The sequence below is a fragment of the Azospira restricta genome (assembly GCF_016858125.1).
Classification (GTDB): Bacteria; Pseudomonadota; Gammaproteobacteria; order Burkholderiales; family Rhodocyclaceae; genus Proximibacter; species Proximibacter restrictus.
Genome location: NZ_CP064781.1, coordinates 285,171 through 306,495 on the forward strand (window position 1 = coordinate 285,171; position 21,325 = coordinate 306,495).

23 protein-coding genes are annotated in these 21,325 nt (G+C 67.1%); 10 read left to right on the forward strand and 13 right to left on the reverse strand.

Features of this window, described 5'->3' with window-relative positions:
- Positions 1-28 precede the first annotated feature (28 nt).
- The 10 genes from IWH25_RS01345 to IWH25_RS01390 all read left to right on the forward strand — a co-directional run bounded on the left by IWH25_RS01345 (position 29) and on the right by IWH25_RS01390 (position 8,492).
- Positions 29-616, forward strand: a complete 588-nt coding sequence (locus IWH25_RS01345; protein ID WP_203387567.1) for a hypothetical protein — start codon at positions 29-31, stop codon at positions 614-616.
- 177 nt (positions 617-793) lie between these two features.
- A complete protein-coding gene (gene aroQ / locus IWH25_RS01350; RefSeq protein WP_203387568.1) occupies positions 794-1,294 on the forward strand; it encodes a type II 3-dehydroquinate dehydratase in 501 nt (166 codons plus the stop codon).
- 81 nt (positions 1,295-1,375) lie between these two features.
- Entirely contained in the window at positions 1,376-1,828 is a 453-nt protein-coding gene (gene accB / locus IWH25_RS01355; protein ID WP_203387569.1) for an acetyl-CoA carboxylase biotin carboxyl carrier protein, read from the forward strand.
- A 7-nt stretch (positions 1,829-1,835) separates the two neighbouring features.
- A complete protein-coding gene (gene accC, locus IWH25_RS01360) occupies positions 1,836-3,194 on the forward strand; it encodes an acetyl-CoA carboxylase biotin carboxylase subunit (RefSeq protein WP_203387570.1) in 1,359 nt (452 codons plus the stop codon).
- A gap of 10 nt (positions 3,195-3,204) precedes the next feature.
- Positions 3,205-4,110, forward strand: a complete 906-nt coding sequence (gene prmA, locus IWH25_RS01365; RefSeq protein WP_203387571.1) for a 50S ribosomal protein L11 methyltransferase — start codon at positions 3,205-3,207, stop codon at positions 4,108-4,110.
- Positions 4,104-5,129: a DUF3426 domain-containing protein gene (locus IWH25_RS01370; protein WP_203387572.1), complete on the forward strand. Its 1,026-nt coding sequence runs from the start codon at positions 4,104-4,106 to the stop codon at positions 5,127-5,129. The genes prmA and IWH25_RS01370 overlap by 7 nt, the downstream gene beginning before the upstream one ends.
- A 27-nt stretch (positions 5,130-5,156) precedes the next feature.
- Complete coding sequence (locus tag IWH25_RS01375) at positions 5,157-6,092, forward strand: carbohydrate kinase family protein (protein WP_203387573.1); 936 nt, start codon at positions 5,157-5,159, stop codon at positions 6,090-6,092.
- A gap of 19 nt (positions 6,093-6,111) precedes the next feature.
- Complete coding sequence (locus tag IWH25_RS01380) at positions 6,112-6,567, forward strand: outer membrane lipoprotein (protein WP_238998970.1); 456 nt, start codon at positions 6,112-6,114, stop codon at positions 6,565-6,567.
- A gap of 303 nt (positions 6,568-6,870) precedes the next feature.
- On the forward strand, positions 6,871-7,650 hold the full coding sequence (locus IWH25_RS01385; protein WP_203387575.1) for a GNAT family N-acetyltransferase: 780 nt from the start codon (positions 6,871-6,873) through the stop codon (positions 7,648-7,650).
- Positions 7,651-7,721: 71 nt separating this feature from the next.
- Positions 7,722-8,492 carry a lysophospholipid acyltransferase family protein gene (locus IWH25_RS01390; RefSeq protein ID WP_238998971.1) on the forward strand — a complete coding sequence of 257 codons (771 nt, stop codon included), beginning with the start codon at positions 7,722-7,724 and terminating at the stop codon, positions 8,490-8,492.
- Here IWH25_RS01390 and IWH25_RS01395 read toward each other — a convergent pair.
- From IWH25_RS01395 to IWH25_RS01455, 13 genes are all read right to left on the reverse strand, one after another.
- Positions 8,377-9,198: a symmetrical bis(5'-nucleosyl)-tetraphosphatase gene (locus tag IWH25_RS01395; RefSeq protein WP_203387576.1), complete on the reverse strand. Its 822-nt coding sequence runs from the start codon at positions 9,196-9,198 to the stop codon at positions 8,377-8,379. The genes IWH25_RS01390 and IWH25_RS01395 overlap by 116 nt on opposite strands.
- A gap of 16 nt (positions 9,199-9,214) precedes the next feature.
- The gene (locus IWH25_RS01400; RefSeq protein ID WP_203387577.1) at positions 9,215-11,044 is read right to left on the reverse strand and encodes a polysaccharide biosynthesis protein; all 1,830 of its coding nucleotides are present in this window, start codon (positions 11,042-11,044) and stop codon (positions 9,215-9,217) included.
- Positions 11,045-11,114: 70 nt separating this feature from the next.
- On the reverse strand, positions 11,115-11,675 hold the full coding sequence (locus tag IWH25_RS01405; RefSeq protein WP_203387578.1) for a sugar transferase: 561 nt from the start codon (positions 11,673-11,675) through the stop codon (positions 11,115-11,117).
- A 5-nt stretch (positions 11,676-11,680) separates the two neighbouring features.
- The gene (locus IWH25_RS01410) at positions 11,681-13,147 is read right to left on the reverse strand and encodes an aminotransferase class I/II-fold pyridoxal phosphate-dependent enzyme (protein WP_203387579.1); all 1,467 of its coding nucleotides are present in this window, start codon (positions 13,145-13,147) and stop codon (positions 11,681-11,683) included.
- A complete protein-coding gene (locus IWH25_RS01415; protein ID WP_203387580.1) occupies positions 13,144-13,785 on the reverse strand; it encodes a NeuD/PglB/VioB family sugar acetyltransferase in 642 nt (213 codons plus the stop codon). Before IWH25_RS01415 ends, IWH25_RS01410 begins: the two co-directional genes overlap by 4 nt.
- Complete coding sequence (gene neuC / locus IWH25_RS01420) at positions 13,775-14,908, reverse strand: UDP-N-acetylglucosamine 2-epimerase (protein WP_203387581.1); 1,134 nt, start codon at positions 14,906-14,908, stop codon at positions 13,775-13,777. Before neuC ends, IWH25_RS01415 begins: the two co-directional genes overlap by 11 nt.
- On the reverse strand, positions 14,908-15,942 hold the full coding sequence (gene neuB, locus IWH25_RS01425; RefSeq protein WP_203387582.1) for an N-acetylneuraminate synthase: 1,035 nt from the start codon (positions 15,940-15,942) through the stop codon (positions 14,908-14,910). Before neuB ends, neuC begins: the two co-directional genes overlap by 1 nt.
- Positions 15,943-15,947: 5 nt before the next feature.
- Entirely contained in the window at positions 15,948-16,733 is a 786-nt protein-coding gene (locus IWH25_RS01430; RefSeq protein ID WP_203387583.1) for an SDR family oxidoreductase, read from the reverse strand.
- Between the two features lie 37 nt (positions 16,734-16,770).
- On the reverse strand, positions 16,771-17,436 hold the full coding sequence (locus IWH25_RS01435; protein WP_203387584.1) for an acylneuraminate cytidylyltransferase family protein: 666 nt from the start codon (positions 17,434-17,436) through the stop codon (positions 16,771-16,773).
- A 46-nt stretch (positions 17,437-17,482) separates the two neighbouring features.
- Positions 17,483-18,484: a Gfo/Idh/MocA family protein gene (locus IWH25_RS01440; protein WP_203387585.1), complete on the reverse strand. Its 1,002-nt coding sequence runs from the start codon at positions 18,482-18,484 to the stop codon at positions 17,483-17,485.
- 41 nt (positions 18,485-18,525) lie between these two features.
- Positions 18,526-19,173, reverse strand: a complete 648-nt coding sequence (gene hisH / locus IWH25_RS01445; protein WP_203387586.1) for an imidazole glycerol phosphate synthase subunit HisH — start codon at positions 19,171-19,173, stop codon at positions 18,526-18,528.
- Between the two features lies 1 nt (position 19,174).
- Complete coding sequence (hisF, locus tag IWH25_RS01450; protein ID WP_203387587.1) at positions 19,175-19,936, reverse strand: imidazole glycerol phosphate synthase subunit HisF; 762 nt, start codon at positions 19,934-19,936, stop codon at positions 19,175-19,177.
- A gap of 14 nt (positions 19,937-19,950) precedes the next feature.
- The gene (locus tag IWH25_RS01455) at positions 19,951-21,282 is read right to left on the reverse strand and encodes an N-acetyl sugar amidotransferase (protein WP_203387588.1); all 1,332 of its coding nucleotides are present in this window, start codon (positions 21,280-21,282) and stop codon (positions 19,951-19,953) included.
- Positions 21,283-21,325: the final 43 nt, after the last annotated feature.

The window sequence follows — 21,325 nt, forward strand, 5'->3', positions numbered from 1 at the left end:
ACGCCCCACCCTCCCCCCCGGACTCCCCATGCCCCACCGGCTCGACCGCACCCGCGCCAGCATCTGCAGCGCCGCCGCCCGGCTGATCGCCGAGGACGGCATGACCGACTACACGCAAGCCAAGCGCAAGGCGCTGCGCCAGCTGGGCCTGCCCGAGGGAACGCCGCTGCCGACCAACGGCGAGCTCGACGACGCACTGCGCGAATGGCAGGCGGTATTCCAGGACGACGAGCAGCGCGAGCGAATCCGGCATCTTCGGCAAAAAGCGGTCGAACTAATGCAGATCCTGCAGGAATTCCGCCCCTATCTGACCGGCTCGGTGCTCGACGGCACGGCCGGCCGCTTCGCCGAGATCGACCTGCAGCTGTTCGCCGACAGCGCCAAGGAAGTCGAGATCTTCCTGCTCAACCGCGGCATCCCGTACTCGCATGCGACGCCGCGCAACGACCGGGCGGAAGCGGTCCTGGTCGTCGAATCGGACGACGCGGTCGCCAATCTGGTGATCTACCCGACGCTCGACGAGCGCATCGCACCGAAGAGCCGCGACGGCCGGCCGCGCGAACGGGCGCGCCTCGGCGCCGTGCAGAACCTCCTCGCCGCAGGCTCGCCCGACTAGTCCTGCCGCGATCTGCGCGTAACTTGCATCCATTTCGCCGAAACTGGCGGCACAGAAAAGAAACCGCCCTGCCCACGCTGCATTCCGCGGGCCGCACATCCCCACGTCCGGCGACGAACCATCAGACCGTGATGCGCAACTGGACAAGTTGCGTCGATTTGCGGCAAACTTGCCGCCATGAAGAAGCAAAAACCGGCTTCCAATGACGGCGACAAGGCGCGCGCCAAGGCACCGGCAGCCAAGCTGCTGGTGATCCACGGCCCGAACCTGAACCTGCTCGGCACCCGCGAACCGCAGCATTATGGGGCGGCGACGCTGGCCGACATCAACCGCGCGCTGGCTTGCCGTGCCGAAGCCGCAGGCGTCGAACTGGAGACCTTCCAGAGCAACCACGAGGGCGCGCTGATCGAGCGCATCCACGCCGCGCGCGACGAAGGCGTCCGCTACATCGTCATCAACCCGGCGGCGTACACGCACACCAGCGTCGCGCTTCGCGATGCGATCGCCGCCGTTGCCATCCCGTTCGTCGAAGTTCATTTGTCCAACGTCCACGCGCGCGAACCCTTCCGCCAGCACTCCTATTTCTCGGACCTGGCAATCGGCGTCATCTGCGGCCTCGGCAGCGAAGGCTACCTGCTCGCGCTGGAATACCTGCTCAACAAGCTCAACAACGACTGAAGCCCGCCGGGGTCAAAGGGACTCCGGCCGTTTCCGCTGGCCGCCACGCGGCCACCACCGTATTTTCGTAGGGAGAAATTGATGGACCTCAGAAAACTGAAGAAACTGATCGACCTCGTCCAGGAGTCGGGCATCTCCGAGCTGGAAGTCACCGAGGGCGAGGAGAAGGTGCGCATCGCCAAGCACTTCGCGGCGCCCGCCGGCCAGACGACCTACATGATGCCGGCCGCGGCGCCGATGCCGATGGCCGCCCCCGCCGCCGGCACGTCGTCGGTCGACCTCGATGACGAAGAGCCGGAAGGCCATGCCGTCAAGGCGCCGATGGTCGGCACCTTCTACCGCTCGTCCAGCCCCGGCGCCGAGCCCTTCGTCGAAGTCGGCCAGACGGTCAAGGAAGGCGACACGCTGTGCATCATCGAGGCGATGAAGCTCCTCAACGAGATCGAGGCCGACGCCTCCGGCACGATCAAGGCCATCCTGGTCGAGAACGGCCAGCCGGTCGAATTCGGCGAGCCGCTGTTCATCATCGGGTAAGCATCCCATGTTCGAAAAGGTCCTCATCGCCAACCGCGGCGAGATCGCGCTCCGCATCCAGCGCGCCTGCCGCGAGCTGGGCATCAAGACGGTCGTCGTGCACTCGGAAGCCGACCGCGAGGCGAAGTACGTCAAGCTCGCCGACGAATCGGTGTGCATCGGCCCGGCCGCCTCGGCCCAGAGCTATCTCAACGTGCCGGCGATCATCTCGGCGGCCGAGGTCACCGACGCCGAGGCGATCCACCCCGGCTACGGTTTCCTGTCGGAAAACGCCGACTTCGCCGAACGCGTCGAGAAGTCCGGCTTCTCGTTCATCGGCCCGCGCCCGGAGACGATCCGCCTGATGGGCGACAAGGTCTCCGCCAAGGACGCGATGAAGGCCGCCGGCGTGCCCTGCGTTCCCGGCTCGGAGGGTGCGCTGCCCGACGACCCGAAGGAGATCGTGCGCATCGCCAAGAGCATCGGCTACCCGGTGATCATCAAGGCCGCGGGCGGCGGCGGCGGCCGCGGCATGCGCGTCGTGCATACCGAGGCGGCGCTGATCAACGCCGTCAACATGACCCGCACCGAGGCGCAGACGGCCTTCGGCAACCCGATGGTGTACATGGAGAAGTTCCTGGAGAACCCGCGCCACGTGGAAATCCAGGTCCTCGCCGACAGCTTCCGGAACGCGATCTACCTCGGCGAGCGCGACTGCTCGATGCAGCGCCGCCACCAGAAGGTGATCGAGGAGGCCCCGGCGCCGCACATCGCGCCGCGGCACATCGCCCGCATCGGCGAACGCTGCGCCGACGCCTGTCGCCGCATCAACTACCGCGGCGCCGGCACCTTCGAGTTCCTCTACGAGAACGGCGAGTTCTACTTCATCGAGATGAACACCCGCGTCCAGGTCGAGCACCCGGTCACCGAGGCGATCACCGGCGTGGACATCGTGCAGGAGCAGATCCGCATCGCCGCCGGCGAGAAGCTGCGCTTCAAGCAGCGCGACATCACGTTCAAGGGGCACGCGATCGAATGCCGCATCAACGCCGAAGATCCCTTCACGTTCGTTCCTTCTCCCGGCAAGATCTCGTTCTGGCACCCGCCCGGCGGCCCCGGCATCCGCGTCGATTCGCACGTCTATGACGGCTACACCGTGCCGCCGCACTACGATTCGATGATCGGCAAGCTGATCGCCTACGGCGACACGCGCGAGCAGGCGATCCGCCGCATGCGCATCGCCCTGTCCGAGATGAGCGTCGAGGGCATCAAGACCAACGTCGCGCTGCACCAGGAACTGATGATGGACGCCAACTTCGTGCAGGGCGGCACCAGCATCCACTACCTGGAACACAAGCTCGCCGCCAAGGGCGAGGTCAAGAAGTAGGGCGCGCGCGATGGCCTGGCTGTCGGTGACGCTGGAAACGGACTGCGCGCACGCCGAGGCACTGGCCGACGCGCTGATGGAGGGCGGCGCGCTGTCGGCGACGATCGAGGACGCCGCCGCCGGCACCGCGGAGGAAAAGCCGCAGTTCGGCGAGCCCGGCTCGATCACGACGCCGGGCTGGGACCGCTCGCGCATCGCCGCGTTGTTCGATCCGGCGGCCGACATTGCCGCCTGCGTCGCGGCGGCGGCCGACGCGGTCGGCTTGGCTGAACGGCCGTCGTACAGCGTCGAGGAAGTCGCCGAGCAGAACTGGGTGCAGCTGACGCAATCCCAGTTCGAGCCGATCCGCATCTCCGACCGGCTGTGGATCGTGCCGTCCTGGCACGACGCCCCCGACCCGGACGCGGTCAATCTCGTCCTCGATCCCGGCATGGCCTTCGGCACCGGCTCGCATCCGACCACCCGGCTATGCCTGGAGTGGCTGGAACGCAGCGTGCAGCCGGGGCAGTCGCTGCTCGACTACGGCTGCGGCTCCGGCATCCTCGCCATCGCGGCGGCGAAGCTCGGCGCCGTCCCGGTCACCGGCGTCGACATCGACCCGCAGGCGGTCGTCGCCGCCGAGGCCAACGCCGAACGCAATGCAGTGAGCGCCCGCTTTCTCGACTCCGCCGCGCCGCTTGCCGGCCAGTTCGACCTGGTCGTCGCCAACATCCTCGCCAACCCGCTGCGCGCGCTGGCGCCGGCGATCTGCGGCTACGTCCGCGCCGGCGGACACCTGGCGCTGTCCGGCATCCTCGCCGAGCAGGCGGCGGAGCTGATCGACATCTATGCGCCGTGGATTCCGCTCGCCGTCGCCGATACGCGCGAGGGCTGGGTCTGCCTGGCCGGCCGCAAGCCGGGAGGCAGCGCATGCTGACCTGCTGTCCGGCCTGCGGCACGAACTTCCGCGTCACGCCGGAGCAGCTCAAGGCGCGCGCCGGCAAGGTGCGCTGCGGCAAGTGCCAGACAGTGTTCAACGCGCTCGACACGCTGCTCGAGGCGACGCCGCCGGCCACGGAAACGGCCCCGGCAAGCGCGGCGGAGTCGCTCCCGCCGCCCCCGGCTGCGCCGGCAGCGGCCCCCGTCCCGCCGGTCGCCGATTTCGCCCCGGCCGCGATCGCCGAGGCAGACAAAGACGAAGAAACCGAGCACATCTCCGACGTACCCGCCGATATCGCGCAGGCATCTCCCGGGATCGAACCCGAGCCGGCCGCGCGCAAAGCCGAACCTGCGGGCGAGCACGCGATCGAATCCGCCCCCGACGAAGCGGCAGAGGCGCCGCCGCTGTCGCCGGAAGCCGTGCGCGACACCGCACTCGCCGCCGGCCTCGTCGCCGCCCGCGAAACCACCGAACTGCCGGGCTACAACAAGTGGGCCGAAGGCGCCTTCACCGGCACCACCTCGCTCGCCGAGCCGACGGCGCGGCCGCTGTGGCCGTTCGTGCTGGCGGCGCTGCTGTTGCTGGTCGCGCTCGCCGGCCAGGTCGGCCACCACTTCCGCGCCGAGATCGCGGTCGCCAGCCCGGCCCTACGCCCGCTGCTGGAAGCCGGCTGCGCCGCGCTCGGCTGCGACATCCCGCTGCCACGGCACAGCGAGCTGGTCAGCATCGAGTCCTCCGACCTGCAGATCGACCCGGCGCAAGGCGGTGCGCTGGCGCTGTCGGCGACGCTGAAGAACCGCGCCGCCTACGCCCAGGCCTGGCCGCTGCTGGAAGTCACGCTCACCGACGTGCAGGACAACGCGGTGGTGCGCCGCGTGCTGCAGCCGGCCGACTACCTGCCGCCGAAACTCGACCCGACCGTCTTCCCGCCCAACGGCGAAGTCGGCGTCCGCCTCTGGCTGGAGGCGAAGGACGTCGTCGCCGCCGGCTACCGGCTCTACGTCTTCTATCCCTGACCCCCTGCCCGCCCGAAAGCCCGCGCAATGAAAACGCTGATCTGCGGCTCCATCGCCTACGACAACATCATGGTCTTCAACGACCATTTCAAGAACCACATCCTGCCCGATCAGATCCACATCCTGAACGTTGCGTTCCTGGTTCCCGAACTTCGGCGCGAATACGGCGGCTGCGCCGGCAACATCGCCTACAACCTGATGCTGCTCGACGGCGAGCCGTACATCATGGCCACCGTCGGCGACGACGCCGCCCCCTACCTCGAGCGCCTCGACAGGCTCGGCCTGCCGCGCGACCACGTGCGCCACGTTCCCGGCAGCTTCACCGCGCAGGCCTTCATCACCACCGACCTCGGCGACAACCAGATCACCGCCTTCCACCCCGGCGCGATGAGCTTCTCGCACCTGAACAAGGTGCAGCACGCCGTCGGCGCCGCGCTCGGCATCGTCGCCCCGGACGGCCGCGAAGGCATGCTGCAGCACGCGCGCGACTTCGCCGCCGCCGGCGTGCCGTTCATCTTCGATCCGGGCCAGGGCCTGCCGATGTTCTCCGGCGACGACCTCAACGATTTCCTGGAACTCGCCGACTACGCCTGCTTCAACGACTATGAGGCGCAGCTCGCCTGCGAGCGCACCGGCCAGTCGCTGCAGACGCTGGCGACGAAGGTCAAGGCGCTGATCGTCACCCGCGGCGGCGAAGGATCGTGGATCTTCGCCGACGGTCAACGCCACGAGATCCCGTGCGTTAAAGCCGATGCGATCGTCGACCCGACCGGCTGCGGCGACGCCTACCGCGCCGGCCTGCTGTACGGCATCGCGCGCGGCTGGAACTGGCTCGACACCGGCCGCCTCGCGGCGGTGATGGGCGCGATCAAGATCGCCCACCGCGGCGGCCAGAACCACGCGCCGAGCCGCGAGGAGATCGCCCGCCGCTTCGCCGACGCGTTCGGCAGCCGCCCTTGGTAACTCTTTTCCGGAGATGCGCATGAACCGCCAACTCGCCGCCCTCACTCTCGCCCTCGCCGCCACCGTGCTTGGCGGCTGCGCCGCCAGCAAGTCGGGCAGCGCCTACACGCGCGAGCAGACGCGGCAGGAGATGGTCGTGCGCACCGGCGTCGTCGAGAGCGTGCGCGAGGTGCAGATCGAGGGCACCAAGTCCGGCGTCGGCACCGCGGCCGGCGCAGTCGCCGGCGGCGTCGGCGGCAGCCACGTCGGCGGCGGCAAGGGACAGATTGTTGGCGCCGTCGTCGGCGCCGTCGTCGGCGGCATCGCCGGCTCGGCGATCGAGGAGGGGGTCACGCGCAAGACCGGGGTGGAAATCACCGTCCGCCTCGACAACGGCCAGCTGACCGCGATCGTCCAGGAAGGCGACGAGGTCTTCCGCGCCGGCGACCGCGTCCGCCTGCTCTCCGGCGCCGGTGGCACCCGCGTGACGCACTGAGCGATGTGCTGCGCACATCGCGAGGAAGTACTCTTGGGGTGCGCACTGAGCGATACGCACTGCGTATCGCGAGGAAGCACTCCCGGGGTGCGCACTGAGCGAGGTGCAGCGCAGATCGCGAAGACGTATTCCCGGGGGCGCAGGGAGCGATGTGCGCCAGCACATCGCGAAGAAGTCCCCGTGGGGGACGCACAGCCTCTCTCCAAAGGCCCCACCGCTGAAACCCGCCGGTAACCTGCCCGACAAGGGCGCGTAACGCGCGCCGCCTAAAGTCGTTCTCCACAACAACGCGGAGAACGACACATGCACGACACGCCCCCCCAGCTCCAACAGCAGCATGCCCGCCCGGCGCGCCACCAGCTCAGCGTCGGACTCGCCGCCGGGCCGGCGGAAATCGAGGAGGCGAAGCGCCTGCGCTACCGGGTCTTCGCCGGCGAGCTCGGCGCCCGCCTGCCGACGCGCACGCCCGGCGTCGACCACGACCTCTACGATCCCTATTGCGAGCATCTCATCGTCCGCGACGAACGCAGCGCGGAAGTGGTCGGCACCTACCGCATCCTGTCGCCGCAGGCCGCCAAGCGCGTCGGTGGCTACTACGCGGAGAACGAGTTCGACCTGACCCGGCTGCAGCACCTGCGCCCGCGCCTGGTCGAGATCGGCCGCTCGTGCGTGCATCCGGACTACCGCAGCGGCGCGACGATCGCGTTGCTGTGGGCCGGCCTCGCCCGCTACATGGTCGAGGGCGGCCACGACTTCCTGATCGGCTGCGCCAGCGTCAGCATGGCCGACGGCGGGCACGCCGCCGCCACTCTGTATAATCGCCTCGGCGAGCACATGAGCCCGCTCGAATACCGCGTCTTCCCGCGCTGCCCGCTGCCGCTGGCGGCGCTTGACGGCCATCTGCCGGACGCGCAGCAGCCGCCGGTGCCGCCGCTGATCAAGGGCTACCTGCGCGCCGGCGCCTGGATCTGCGGCGCGCCGGCCTGGGATCCGGACTTCAACACCGCCGACCTGCCGGTACTGCTGCCGATGAGCCGGCTCGACGCCCGTTACGCGCGCCACTTCCTGGGGAACCGAGACTGAAGCCGACACCGACGCCGAGAATCGTCCGCGCACTGCGCGCCACCCGCCTCGCGGCGCACCTGCTGCGCGGTTTGGCCACCGTCGCGCTGATCTACCCGCTGGTCGGCGACGCCCGCCGGCTAGCGCTGAAGCAGCGCTGGTCGCGGCGCCTGCTCGACATCCTCGGCATCCGGCTGGATGCGGCGCTCGGCGGCGTCGCGCCGGGCAGCCTGATCGTCGCCAACCACATCTCCTGGGTCGACGTCTTCGTGATCAACGCGGCGCGGCCGGTCGCCTTCGTCGCCAAGGCCGACGTGCGGCAATGGCCGCTGGTCGGCTGGTTGGCGGCGCGCACCGACACGGTGTTCCTGCGCCGCGGCAGCCGCGGCCACGCGAAGATCGTCAACGCCGAGATCGACGCCTTGCTGAACGCGGGCAAGGATGTCGCGATCTTTCCCGAAGGCACGACGACCAACGGCAGCTGCCTGCTCGGCTTCCACGGCGCGCTGTTGCAGCCGGCGGTCGAGACCGGGCGGCCGGTCCAGCCGCTGGCGCTCGCCTACGAGACGCCGGACGGCCGGCGCTCGCTGGCGCCGGCCTACGTCGGCGACACCAGCCTCGGCCAATGCCTTGCGACGATGCTGGGCGAACGAAGCATCGTCGCCCGCCTGCGCCCGACGCCGCCGCTGACTACGCCCGGCCGCGAGCGGCGCGAGCTGGCGCGCGCCGCGCACGACGCGATCGCGCTCAGCCTCGGGCTTCCGCCGGCGAGCAGTCGACCTGAAAGATCCGTCGGTCTTCCAGCCGCACTGCCGTCAGGTGCCGCCCCCACAGGCAGCCCGAGTCCAGCGCCAGCAGATTAGGCTCGACGCGCAGGCCGAGCGCCGACCAGTGGCCGGTGATCAGCACGTGGTCGGCGCTCTTGCGGCCCGGCACCTCGAACCACGGCAGGTAGCCCGGCGGCGCGTCGGCGACCTCGCCCTTGGTGTGGAACTCCATGACGCCAGCCGGCGAGCAGAAGCGCATGCGCGTCATCGCGTTTACGACGACGCGCATGCGCTCCCAGCCGGCGAGGTCGTCGGACCATTGCGCCGGCTCGCTGCCCCACATGTGCGCCAGCGTGTCGCGGTAGCGCTCGCCCTGCAGCAGCGCCTCGACCTCGGCGGCGAGCGCCCGCGCCCGATGCACGTGCCACTGCGGCAGCAGCCCGGCATGCACCAGGCAGAAGCCGCGCTCGACGTGGCACAGCGGCTGCCGGCGCAGCCAGTCGAGCAACTCGTCGCGGTCCGGCGCGGCGAGGATCTCGTCCAGCGTGTCGTCCTTGCCGCGTCGCTTCTCGACGCCCTCGGCGACCATCAAGAGATACAGGTCGTGGTTGCCGAGCACCGTCAGCGCCGCGTCGCCGAGCGCCTTCACGAAGCGCAGCGTAGCCAGCGAATGCGGACCGCGGTTGACCAGGTCGCCGACCAGCCACAGGCGGTCGTGTGCCGGATCGAAGGCGCACGCGTCGAGCAGGCGCAGGAAGGAATCGTGGCAGCCCTGGATGTCGCCGATGGCGTAGGTGCTCATGGCAGTCGCTCCGCGATCAGGCCTGCGGCGCGTACTCGGGGACGAAGCGCTTGAGCTTCGCCTTCACCGCCGCCGGTTCGGCCGGCTGCGTCTCGGCCAGCCAGGCAGCCAGCTCCTGCTGCCAGTCGGCCGCCGGCGCCTCCTCGGCACGTGCCACGCGCAACTTCAGATGCGGCGTCGGCAAGGTCTGCTCGGCGTCGGTGAGCAACTCCTCGTAGAGCTTCTCGCCCGGCCGCAGGCCGGTGTAGACGACCTTGATCTCGTCCTCGGAGAAGCCGGAGAGGCGGATCATGTCGCGTGCAAGATCGGCGATGCGGATCGGCTCGCCCATCTCGAGCACGAAGATCTCCCCGCCCTGCCCCATCAGCCCCGCCTGCAGCACCAGCTGCGCCGCCTCGGGGATGAGCATGAAGTAGCGGATGATGTCCGGGTGCGTCACCGTGACCGGCCCGCCGCGCGCGATCTGCTCGCGGAACTTCGGGATCACCGAGCCGTTGCTACCGAGCACGTTGCCGAAGCGGACAGTGACGAAGCGCGTGCCGCCGTCGCGCTGCAGCCCGCACAGCACGCGTTCGGCGAGGCGCTTGGTCGCGCCCATCACGTTGGTCGGATTGACCGCCTTGTCGGTCGACACCAGCACCATCTTCTCGACGCCGTGCCGCTGCGCCGCCTCGGCGACGCAGCGCGAGCCGACCACGTTGTTCCTTACCGCCTGCCACGCGTTGTCGCCCTCCATCAGCGGTACGTGCTTGTAGGCGGCGGCGTGGAAAACCACCGACGGCCGCTGCGCGGCGAACACCTTATCGAGCAGCGCAGCATCCTTAACGTCGCCGACGACGCAGGCGATCGGCACCGCCGGAAATTTCTCCTGGAACTCCTGCTCGAGCAGGTAGAGCGCGAATTCGGAGAGTTCGAAGAGCACCAGCAGGCGCGGCCGGAACTGCGCGATCTGCCGCGCCAGCTCGGAGCCGATCGAGCCGCCGGCGCCGGTGACCAGCACCACGTGCTCGCCGAGCCAGCCGCGCAGCCCGCCGTCGTCGAGCTGCACCGGCTCGCGGCCGAGCAGGTCCTCGAGCTGGACCTGGCGGACCTGCGAAACGGCGACCTTGCCGGACAGCATGTCTTCGAGACTGGGCACGGTCATCACCGACAGGCCGGCCTGAACTGCCGCCTCCATCGCGAGGCGGCGCTCGTGTGCAGAGGATTCCGGCATGGCGACGATCGCCTTCCTGACCGCCAGCTGTTCGACCAGGCGCGGCAGATCGTCGAGTTCACCGAGGATCTTGACGCCCCGGATTTCGTGCCCCCGCCGCGACGCATCGCCGGCCACCAGGCCGACCACGCTCCAGTCCCGGGAATGCGCGAGCTCGCGCAGCAGCCGGTCGGCGGCATCGCCCGAGCCGATCACCAGCACCGGATCGCCCTCGAACATCATCCGGCCATAGAGCAGCCGGTCGCGCCAGGCGCGGTAGGCAAAGCGGCTGCCGCCCATCGCCAGCACCAGCAGCAGGGGGTGCAGCAGCAGCACCGAGCGCGGCACTTCGGGCAGCGCCAGCATGAACACGGCAGCGGCTACCGTCATCGACGAGAAGGCGACCGCCACGATGATCCGCCGCAAGTCCATCAGGCTCGCGTAGCGCCAGATGCCGCGATAGAGCCCGAGCAGCCAGAACACCGGGGCGTGCACGCCGAGCACAAGCACGAGCGAGCGCAGGGCCGCCGCCAGGTAGCTCTCGGGAAGCTCAAGATTGAAGCGCAGCCAGTAGGCGAGCAGCCAGCACACGACCACCGCGAAGAGGTCATGAACGAGCACCAGCGTCCGTTTTACCACGAGGAGGGGAAGCATCGACTTTAGCGAGCTCCGGAGGAGCCCCGGTTGATCAGCCGACTATTGTACTTTAGTCGGCCGGCATGGCTCAGTGCGAAACGCCGTCGCGCCGCAGCACCTTGATCGCTGTCTGCCAGATGATGCAGAGGTCGAACCAGAAGCCTCGCCGGCGCAAGTATTCGGCATCGAGTGCCACCTTCTCCGGAATCGGGAGTTCATCGCGGCCATTGATCTGCGCCCAGCCGGTGAGTCCCGGCATAATCTCGTGCACGCCGGCCCGTGTGCGTAACTCGATCAGGTCATGCTGATTGAACAAGGCCGGCCGCGGCCCGACGAAGCTCATGTCGCCGGTCAGGATGCACCACAGCTGTGGCAACTCGTCGAGACTGGTCCTGCGCAGGAAGGAGCCGATCGGCGTCAGGTAGGCCCTCGCGTCCGCCAGCAGGTGCGTCGCGACTTCCGGCGTATCGATGCGCATACTGCGGAACTTCGGCATGCGGAAGATGCGGTTGTGCCGTCCGACGCGATCCGACCAGTAGAGTGCCGGACCGGGGGACGAAAGCCGGACCAGCAGCGCAAGGACCGCCATAGGAATAGCCAGCACAAAGGCCAGCATCACGGCAAAAACGAGATCGAAAACCTTCTTCATCGGTTTCAGGACAGGATGCTGCGGACGACGCCAATGATGCGGTCGAGCTGCTGGGGCGTCATGTTCGACCCCGAAGGGAAACAGAGGCCGTTCTCAAAAAGGAGATCCGACACTGATTCGTCACCGGCGGTGAAATAGCGTCGTCCGGCGAAGACCGGTTGCCGGTGCATGGGTTTCCAAACGGGCCGCGCCTCGATGAACTCGCCGGCCAGCCTCCGGATCAGTTCGGTGCTGCCCACGCGCGACGACGTCGCGATGGTGGCAACGGTCAGCCAGCAATTGGAATAGCTCCAGTCCGGCTGCGGCATCCATTCGATCACCGGAAGATCCGACAGCTCGCTGCGATAGGTCTCGAACACCGCACGCCGCGCCCGCACGCGATCGTTCAGCACCATCAGCTGACCGCGGCCGACGCCTGCAAGGATGTTGCTCATCCGGTAGTTGTAGCCGACCTCGCTGTGCTGGTAATGCGGTGCCGGATCGCGCGCCTGGGTGGACAGGAAGCGTGCCCGTTCGATCAGCGCGCCGTCGTTGGACACCAGCATGCCGCCGCCCGACGTGGTGATGATCTTGTTGCCATTGAACGAATAGACGCCCAGCGCGCCGAACGTGCCGCTTTGCCTTCCCTTGTACATCGCGCCGAGCGACTCGGCCGCGTCCTCGAGCATCGGCGTGCCGAAGCGATTGCAGATCTCGAGGATCGGATCCATGTCGGCGCTCTGTCCGTAGAGGTTGACCACGACCACCGCTTTGGGCTTCCAGCCCTCCGAACGCGCCGCCTCGAAGGCGCGTTCCAGGGCGAGGGGCGACATGTTCCAGGTTTTGCGTTCGGAATCGATGAAGACCGGTTCCGCGCCTTGGTACACGATCGGATTTGCGCTGGCGGCGAAAGTCAGCGTGGAGCAGAACACGCGGTCGCCGGGACCGACCCCCAGCAGACGAAGCCCCAGGTGAATCGCGGCCGTGCCCGACGACACAGCGGCCGCGTGCTTGATGCCGACGAGGCTGGCCAGTTCGCGCTCGAACGCATCCACGTTGGGGCCCAGCGGCGCGATCCAGTTCGTCTGGAACGCCTCCTCGACGTACTCGCGCTCGGCGCTCCCCATGTGGGGCGTCGAGAGGAGAATCTGCTGGTCGATGTCCTTGCGGTCGAGCAGGTCGACGACACGTCCGCCGTCGTCCACGACCGGAAGATGGTTGATGAATACGCGGTTCATCAGGTCTAGCGCCTCGCGCCGGGAATGCGCCCGCGTCACCACCGTCGACTGCATCGCCGGCAGCACCGCAAGCGGTGCATCGAGCTGGTGTCCTGCCAGGAGAAGGCGTCGCAGGTCGCCGTCCGTGATGGTTCGCTCGAACACGCCGTCGTCGCGCACCAGCAGCAGGATGCCGATGGCGGTCTTCTCCAGGCAGGCAAGCGCTTCCTTGAGGGTCGCGGATCGTGTGATCAGCAGTTCGTTCGGTAAAATCAAGCCCTGCTCTCCTGTTGAAGAACGCGGCCGGGAACCCCGACCACCGTCGTAAATCCAGCGACATCGGAAACGACGACCGCTCCCGCACCGATGGTCGCACCTTCCCCGATCGACACCCCCGGCAACACGACCGCTCCGGCCCCGATCAAGACCCCCGGGCCAATGCGCACTGCACCACCGAGCGTAGCGTTCGGGGCGATGTGGGAAAAAGCGCCGACTGTGCAGTCGTGGTCGACCACCGCGCCGTGGTTAACGACCACCCCCGCGCCGACCGCTGCACCGGGCCCCAACACGCTGCGCGCGGCCAGAAACGAACCGGACTCGACCCGCGCGAACCTGGACACCACCGCCTCCGGATGCACCACGGTCATCGCCTCGTGCCCCCGCCCCGCCAACTGCTCGTGCACTGAACGCCGCACATCGCAACGGCCGATGGACACGTGAAAATTGCGGGGCGCCAGCGCCAGGCAATTCCCCGGCATGGCCACCACAAACCCGAGGAATTCCGTTCCATGAAGCTCCGGGTTGGCATCGACGACCAGCAAGCCCGAAAGATCGTCCACCGACGTCAGCAACGCATCAAGCACCACCTTTCCGTGGCCGCCCGCACCGTAAAGCAGGATTTCCTTAGTACGCATTTGCTTTCGACAAGACCGACGGGTCGAGCGGCAGGCCGCGCAAATGGCTGACGATCCGCCCGCCGGCATGGCCGTCGCCATAGATATTGCGAATCGCGAAGTGGCCGCATTGCAGTGCACGGCGCACCGCGCCGTCCAGCGCCTCGGCCCGGGCCTCGACGTCGATGACGTTCGCGTTGCGCTCGCGAAGGTTCTGTCGGCTGCCCACGTTGATGACCGGCGTTCCGAACGACGCGGCCTCGATGATGCCTGCACTCGAGTTCCCGACCATCAGGTCAGCCGCGGCCATCCACGACACGAAGGCGTCACGCGGCAAATGGGTCACAACGCGCACGGAAGGATCGTGCCGCCACCGCTCCAGCGCCAGGACCACCTCGGAAGATCCGGCATCCGAATTCGGCCGCAATGCGACAAGCTGCAGGCCATGTCTTGCCAGGCAAGCCAGGATCTCCGACGCATCTGCGCCCGCGCACTCCGCTTCCTGGACGACCGGATGAAACACGAACAGCGCCACAGGACGCAGCGGATCCAGTTTCATGCCGGCGAGCAGGTCGCCCCGCCCGATCGACGCGTCCTCCTCGATCCCGTCGAGGCCGGGCGCTCCGGTCACGTGGATACGTTCAGGACGCTCTCCCATGCGCACCAACCGTGTCCGCGACTCCTCGGTCGCGACGAAGTGGAAATGCGACAACTTGGAGATCGCGTGGCGAACCGACTCGTCGATCGTCCCGGAACGCTCGCCGCCATGGACATGCGCAATCGGAATGTTGAGATGCAACGCGGCAATGGCGCCCGCCAGCATCTCGCCGCGGTCGCCAAGCAACAGCACGATGTCGGGCGCGATCCGCTGGAACGCCTCAACCATGCCGATCGTCATCCGGCCGACGTCGCGCGCCATCGTCGCGCCGTCGGTCACCCGCGCCCCCTCCAGATCGACGCGCGCAGACACCGGAAGCCCGGCGGCCTCGATCTCGCGGATCGTCAGCCCGTACCGTTCATCGAGATGCATGCCCGTCGCAACGATCGACAACCCGAGGTCACCCGAATCGCGGATCGCCTCGAGCGTGCGCCGCATGAGGCCGAAATCGGCCCGCGTGCCGGTGACATAGCAGATTCGGCGCATCAGGCCAGGTCCGTCCACTGGAGCGTCTTGCCGGCCGGCAGATCGCGGCATGCGACGCGACCGACGACTCGCGCCAGGTCGGCGGGGGCGATGCCCGTTCCCGGACGAAGCAACGCGAGATCGGCGGCACCGAGCACCGCGCCCGCCTGGATCGGCCGGGCGGTCGTCACGCTGCGGCGAACCAGCGCGCGAACCGGCAACTCCGACTTGGTCGGGCACTTTTCGTCCGAGCCCAGCGCTTCATCGACGTCGCGAATCTGCCGAACCAGCGCACCAAGCTCGTCGGGTGAAAGCGAGGCCTTGTGGTCTGGCCCCGGCAGGTCGCGATCCAGCGTGAAGTGCTTCTCGATCACCGTCGCGCCCATCGCCACGGCCGCGGTGGATACCGCCAACCCCGCCGTATGATCCGAATATCCGACCGGCAACCCGGTTTCCTGCGCAATCGTCTGCATGGCGCGCAGATTGACGTCCCGGTACGCCGCCGGATAGTTGGACGTGCAGTGCAGGATCGTCAGCACGTCGGCCAGCGAACCTTCCAGACCCGCCCGCTCGCGTGCCGCTCCGACGACCGCAACCGCGCGCCGGATCTCGTCCAGATCCGCCATGCCCGTCGAGAGGATCATCGGAACCCCCTTGGCGGCCAGGAACTCCAGGAAGGGCTCATTGGTGATCTCGCCCGACGGAACCTTGATACGCCGCATCCCCAGCGCGAGCAGGAAATCCGCGGCATCCTCGTCGAACGGCGTCGACATGAACTCGATGCCCAGCACGCTGCAGCGCTCGTAGATCCGACGATGCACCGCCTCGGACAACTCCAGCGCCTTCAGCATCGAATACTGGTCGCCGTCCCCCGTCTCCCGTGCCTGGTACTCCGCCTTCTTCGCACCCGGCGCGACGAGCTTCTCCGCCGAGAACGTCTGGAATTTCACCGCGTCGGCACCGGCACGCGCCGCCGTCTCGACGAGCCGGAGCGCCAGATTTTCGTCGCCGTTGTGATTGACACCGGCCTCGGCGATGACGAAGGTCTTCTTCATTCGACTCACCAGACCGTCCATCCGCCGTCGACCATCAGGTTCTCGCCGGTCACCCAGGCCGAGAGATCGCTCGCGAAAAAGGCGATCGCGCCCTTGAAATCCTCCTCGCTTCCCATCCGGCGCAAAGGCGTCCGCGACACGTAGCGCTCGGCGAACACCGCCGGCTGGCCGCGGGCAATGCCGCCCGGGCTGATGCAATTGACCCGCACGTCAGGTGCCAGCACCGACGACAGCCAGCGCGTCATCTGCACCAGGCCGCCCTTGCTCGCCGCGTACGCCGCCGGGTTGCCCATCGCCGTCCCTTCGTAAAGCCTGAGGTCCGGACCGACGACGCCATAGATCGAACCGACATTGACGATCGATCCCTTGCCTCCCGCCCGGAGCATCGGCGACAGCAACTGGGAAAGATGGAAAGCCGCCGTCAGGTTAACCTCCAGCGCCCGCCGCCAGGTGTCGATCCGCTGCTCCTCGAAGGGCACCACCCAGCCCTTGAGGGTGCTGTCCCCGACGAAGGCCGCGTTGTTGATCAGGATGTCCGCCCGGCCAAGGCGGTCTGCCACCAGGCCGGGCACCGAGGCGCGCGAACTCTCCTGCTCGAGGTCGACCTCGAATCCCGCCACCTCCACCTTCCGCAGCGAGCCCAGTTCGTCGCAGCGATCCTGCAGCGCACTGCCCGGCCGATCGAGCAGGCAGATCGCGCATCCGAGTTCGGCCAGCGCGTCGGCCATTGCCCCGCCCAGATGGCCGGCGCCGCCCGTCACCACGGCGACGCGGCCCTCGAGGTTCATCATTGCATCGAGTGATCTCATGTCCTTCGTTCCCGCGTTCTCAGTCTTTCGCCCGTCCTGCCCTGATCATTGTGATCGCCTGCGCAAGTTCGAAGTCGTAGGGCGTATCGATATCCAATGCACGCTCTGCCGGCACACGGACCGTCCGTACCGCACCCTCGAACAGGCGCCCTGCGCGCTGGACGAATTGCGGCCGTGCCGCGTAGGCCACGGTGGTGATGTCGTAGACCTTCGGGGCATCCTGCCGCCGGCTGATTCCGCCGGCCGGCGGAATCACCAGTCCGGCATAGCCCTGCTGGTCCAGCGACACCATGTTGAAATAAGGGCTGCGCTCGGCCTCGCGCACCGTGATCGCCACGTCGGCCGCCGGATCGGCCGCGAGCGCATCGAGGCAGCCCTCGACATCCTCCAGCGCCCGGAACGGCGAGGTCGGCGGCAAGCTGAGAAACACGTCGAACCTGCCGCGCTCCCGCTCGAACCAGTCGATCGCATGTCGCCAGGCCAGCCACTCGGGCGCCGTGTCGGACGCCAGCTCTGCCGGTCGCATGAACGGCACCTCGGCGCCGGCCTGGCGCGCCGCCTCGGCGATCGCGGGGTCGTCCGTCGAGACGATCACCGTTTCTATCCGCGACGACGAGCGTGCCAAATCGATCGAATGCGCGATCAGCGGCTTCCCGGCCAGGAGCTTGATGTTCTTTCCGGGCAAACCCTTCGATCCGCCTCGGGCAAAGACGAAACACACCGTTCGCAGGCTAGGCGACACCATCGTTCCCGATCTCCACGGTCGAGCGGCGCCGGATCGATTCCTTGGCCGCCTCGACGATACGCAACACGTCGCGCCCTTGGTGCCCGTCGATGAGCGGCGCCTGCCGCTGCTCGACGCACTCCAGGAAATGCGACAGCTCGTCCAGGTACATCGCGTTCCTGTCCGGCACGGCCGGAACCTCGGCGCGGGACCATGCCCCGGAATCCGGGCGATACAACTCCAGAACATCGGTCATGCCGTTCCAGACCAGCGTCCCCTGCGAGCCGATGAACTTGCAGGTCCGCGACACCGAGCGCTGCAGGAAATCGAGATGAATATTGACCAGCCGGCGCGGGCGATCGTACTCGAGGCACAGCGAGGCCATGTCCTCGACCTCGATTCCAAGTTCCCCGTAGCACCCCCCCATCGCCGCAACGCGGGATGGCATGCCGAACATCCAGTACACGTAGTCGATCTCGTGGCTGAGTTCGAGCAGGGCACCGCCGCCGAGGTCGCGCCGGGCTGACACCGAGTCCTGGTAACGGCATCCCGGCCGCCAGTCCGGAAGATATTGCCCCACCTCGGCACGCACGCCCAGCACCTCCCCGATCGCCCCCGATTCAACGATCTGGCGCACCTCCCTGAGCGACGGCAGGAAGCGGAGGTTGTAGGCGGTCATCAGCGGTACACCGCGGCGTATCGCCAGCGCAAGTAGATCATCAAGCCCCGCCAGGTCACCCGCGATCGGCTTCTCGATGAGTACGGGAATGCCCCGGTCGACCAGGGCCGACGCTACGCGAACGTGCGTCGTCGCCGGGCTGCACACGATGGCGGCGGCAGGCGCGAAGGCCAGCGCCTCGTCGATGTCGGTGAATTGCCGGTCGGCCCCCGGCAGAGTTTCGCCCCTCTGCGCCGCGGTCAGGCGCAATACCCCGATCTGCGCCTGCGGACGCAGGCTGCGAAGGTTCTTCAGATGTCGGCGCCCGATGCTGCCGAGACTGACGACCAAGAATCGCTCTGGCATGTCGGACTCGATTCCCCAACCCGGAATCAAACGTCCAGAAAACGCCGGACAAGCGACAGCCCGGTCTCTCCGCTACGCTCGGGATGAAATTGCGTGGCCATCAGGTTGCCTCTCTGGACTGCCGCGCAAATCGCGTGGCCGCCATAGAGGCAATCGGCCAGGCGATCGGTCGGATCCGCCGGATCAGCGGCGAAGGAATGCACGAAGTAGACCGCGGGTCGCTTGCCGTCCAGACCGTCGAGCAGGGTACCGCGCCAATTCCGGCCAGTCGCGGGCCGGACCAGGTGGTTCCAGCCAATGTGCGGCACGCGCTGCGGTTCGCCAGACACGGTTCGATTGGGCACCGCGCGGACGCGCCCCGGCAGGATGCCGAGGCCCTTGTGCTCGCCGAACTCCTCGCTGACGTCGAACAGTATCTGCATCCCGACGCAGATGCCGAAGATCGGTCGCCCCGTCGCCACGAAATCCCGGATCGCGTCGCCGAATCCGCGCGAGTTCACCTCGTCAATGCAGTCCTTGAACGCCCCGACGCCCGGGACGACGAGACGGCCAGCGCTGGCGACCGATTTCGGATCTTCGACGACCCGGACCTCCGCGCCGCAATGCTCGAAGGCCCGCGCGACGTTCAGCAGGTTGGCCATCCCGTAATCGACCAGAGTAATGCGCTTGCTCACCTTATAGCTCTCTCACTGACAGCCCGGCGTTCAGCGCCGCTTCGCGAATCTGCCCGAGCGGAATCCGCTTGTAATGAAGAATGTCCGCCATCGACACGGCGTCGGCGTGTCCCTGCACCGCCACCTGAACGAAATGGTCGACGCTGCCCATGCCGCCGCTCGCGATGATGGGCACGGGAACCGCGTCGCTCACCTGGCGCACGAGGTCGACATCGAAGCCCTTGCGCGTCCCTTCGCGATCAACCGATGTCAGCAGTATCTCTCCTGCGCCAAGTTCGACGCCCTTGATCGCCCATTCAATGACATCGAGACCAGTGCGTTCGCGACCGTTGTCCGTATAGGCCTCCCACTTTCCCGAGGCGATCTGCTTGGCCTCGATGGAAAGCACCATGGCCTGCGATCCGAAGCGGCGCGATACCTCGGTGACCAGAGCCGGCCGCGCCACGGCGGCCGTGTTGATGGCCACCTTGTCGGCACCCGAACGCAGGATGTGGCGCGCGTCGTCGACCGAGCGGATGCCTCCGCCCACCGTGATCGGAATGAACACCCGGTCGGCGGCGTGCCGGATGATGTCCGACAGGTTGTTGCGTCCGTACAGGCTGGCGACGATGTCCATGTAGACCAGTTCGTCCGCACCGGCCTCGTAGTAGCGGACCGCGTACTCCTGCGGATCACCCATGACGCGCAGGCCTTCGAGGTGCACACCCTTGATGAGATTCGGACCCTTGATGTCGAGGCGCGGAATGATTCTCAGGTTGCTCATGCGTTCCCTACGGCTCAGGCAACCCGGTGAGCTTCGTGCCAAACTGCGTGGCGCAACTTCCACTGCCCACCCTCCCATGTCCAGAGGTGTGGACTGCGGAACTGGTCGGCCAGCCTCATGAAATACTCTCGGGTCATGTTCGGCTGCTCGAACATGCGACTGGCTTCGGGAAACTCCGACTCCGGAATGCTCAGGTAGCGAAAGATTTCGTCGGCGAATCGCTCGGGAAACTCGTGGTCGAAACGCTTGACCAGTGCAACGCCCTCTTCGCGCGTAATGTCGCCCGACCGGATTTCCTGGGCCGCGTCGTAGCTGGCCCGGCCGAGGCCGAACTTGACACCGGTCGTATAGTAATGGAAATCGTCGATCCGGTCATCGATGCTGTTGTACTTGCTATAGGTACCCGGCGTGCGTTCCGGAGATGCCTGGAACCCGCCGTGTTCCACGGCGTAGTAATAGCAGCTCTGCGGATGCCACTTCAGGTAGAAGCCGAGGTAATGTACCTCGACCTTTTGTTCTTCGATCTGATTCGGGTCTGCGGGCAGATAGGGGATCAGGTCCTGCTGTTCGACTCCGAAGCGTCTCTTGAGATCGGGAACAGAGACGCCCCCGAGACTCACCTTGGACTGGTCCTGCGCAGTGAAATACGACCAGTCCCGCTTGGCAGACTCGGTGTCGCTGATCGGATTCCCGTACTCCGCTTCGTTTTCTCCGAAAAAGACCAGCGGAATCTTGTGCAGCAAAGCCATCTTGGGCGCGAGCGACTTCTGCCCGAACATGAAGGCCTGGAACGGGTGGAAAAGATTATCCACTGCAAGCCGTGTCAAAAGCCTGTGCACGCGGCCGTTCGGCGTTGTCAGCAGATTATCGTGCCCGGCGTGAATCCAGCCCTGGAAGTTCTTCCATCCCCATTCGGTGTAAATGTGAGGCGCCCAGGTCACCGTCAGCGGATGCATCCCGTACTTGGTGCGCAGGATGTGAGACGCGAAAAAGCTGTCCTTGCCGCCCGATCCCGGGACGATGCAGTCGTACTCGCCGGTCCGGCTACGGTGCTGGTCGCACAGGTCACGCAGGCGCCGTTCCCTTTCGTCCCAGTCAATGGTCGACTTCTTCTTCTCGGCGAAGCGGCACGCATCGCATACCCCCTCGTCATCGAGGTTGATCGTCTTCTTCTTGCTCTCCTTGACGTGGCTGTATTCAACCGCCGAATTCGGCCGCTGATTCGAGATCACGCAACGCACGCAAAAACGTACCTCGGACGGAAGTCCGTACTTGGTTTCCTGCGCGTGCGAATCGCCTTCGAATCGCGAGCGGTCGATCTGTGCCGGGTAGGGAATCTTCTCCATGGATCGCTTCTCTGATGGACAAAACAACTATCAATAAAAACCG

What these genes read in the sequence shown, in the direction of transcription:
- neuC (WP_203387581.1), bottom strand. Translation starts at nt 14,908, where the DNA reads ATGCGCCGAATCTGCTATGTCACCGGCACGCGGGCCGATTTCGGCCTC.
- IWH25_RS01385 (WP_203387575.1), top strand. Translation starts at nt 6,871, where the DNA reads ATGCACGACACGCCCCCCCAGCTCCAACAGCAGCATGCCCGCCCGGCG.
- IWH25_RS01415 (WP_203387580.1), bottom strand. Translation starts at nt 13,785, where the DNA reads ATGCGTACTAAGGAAATCCTGCTTTACGGTGCGGGCGGCCACGGAAAG.
- hisF (WP_203387587.1), bottom strand. Translation starts at nt 19,936, where the DNA reads ATGAGCAACCTGAGAATCATTCCGCGCCTCGACATCAAGGGTCCGAAT.
- IWH25_RS01380 (WP_238998970.1), top strand. Translation starts at nt 6,112, where the DNA reads ATGAACCGCCAACTCGCCGCCCTCACTCTCGCCCTCGCCGCCACCGTG.
- aroQ (WP_203387568.1), top strand. Translation starts at nt 794, where the DNA reads ATGAAGAAGCAAAAACCGGCTTCCAATGACGGCGACAAGGCGCGCGCC.
- IWH25_RS01430 (WP_203387583.1), bottom strand. Translation starts at nt 16,733, where the DNA reads ATGATGAACCTCGAGGGCCGCGTCGCCGTGGTGACGGGCGGCGCCGGC.
- accB (WP_203387569.1), top strand. Translation starts at nt 1,376, where the DNA reads ATGGACCTCAGAAAACTGAAGAAACTGATCGACCTCGTCCAGGAGTCG.
- IWH25_RS01345 (WP_203387567.1), top strand. Translation starts at nt 29, where the DNA reads ATGCCCCACCGGCTCGACCGCACCCGCGCCAGCATCTGCAGCGCCGCC.
- neuB (WP_203387582.1), bottom strand. Translation starts at nt 15,942, where the DNA reads ATGAAGAAGACCTTCGTCATCGCCGAGGCCGGTGTCAATCACAACGGC.
- IWH25_RS01405 (WP_203387578.1), bottom strand. Translation starts at nt 11,675, where the DNA reads ATGAAGAAGGTTTTCGATCTCGTTTTTGCCGTGATGCTGGCCTTTGTG.
- IWH25_RS01375 (WP_203387573.1), top strand. Translation starts at nt 5,157, where the DNA reads ATGAAAACGCTGATCTGCGGCTCCATCGCCTACGACAACATCATGGTC.
- IWH25_RS01400 (WP_203387577.1), bottom strand. Translation starts at nt 11,044, where the DNA reads ATGCTTCCCCTCCTCGTGGTAAAACGGACGCTGGTGCTCGTTCATGAC.
- prmA (WP_203387571.1), top strand. Translation starts at nt 3,205, where the DNA reads ATGGCCTGGCTGTCGGTGACGCTGGAAACGGACTGCGCGCACGCCGAG.
- IWH25_RS01455 (WP_203387588.1), bottom strand. Translation starts at nt 21,282, where the DNA reads ATGGAGAAGATTCCCTACCCGGCACAGATCGACCGCTCGCGATTCGAA.
- accC (WP_203387570.1), top strand. Translation starts at nt 1,836, where the DNA reads ATGTTCGAAAAGGTCCTCATCGCCAACCGCGGCGAGATCGCGCTCCGC.
- IWH25_RS01395 (WP_203387576.1), bottom strand. Translation starts at nt 9,198, where the DNA reads ATGAGCACCTACGCCATCGGCGACATCCAGGGCTGCCACGATTCCTTC.
- IWH25_RS01370 (WP_203387572.1), top strand. Translation starts at nt 4,104, where the DNA reads ATGCTGACCTGCTGTCCGGCCTGCGGCACGAACTTCCGCGTCACGCCG.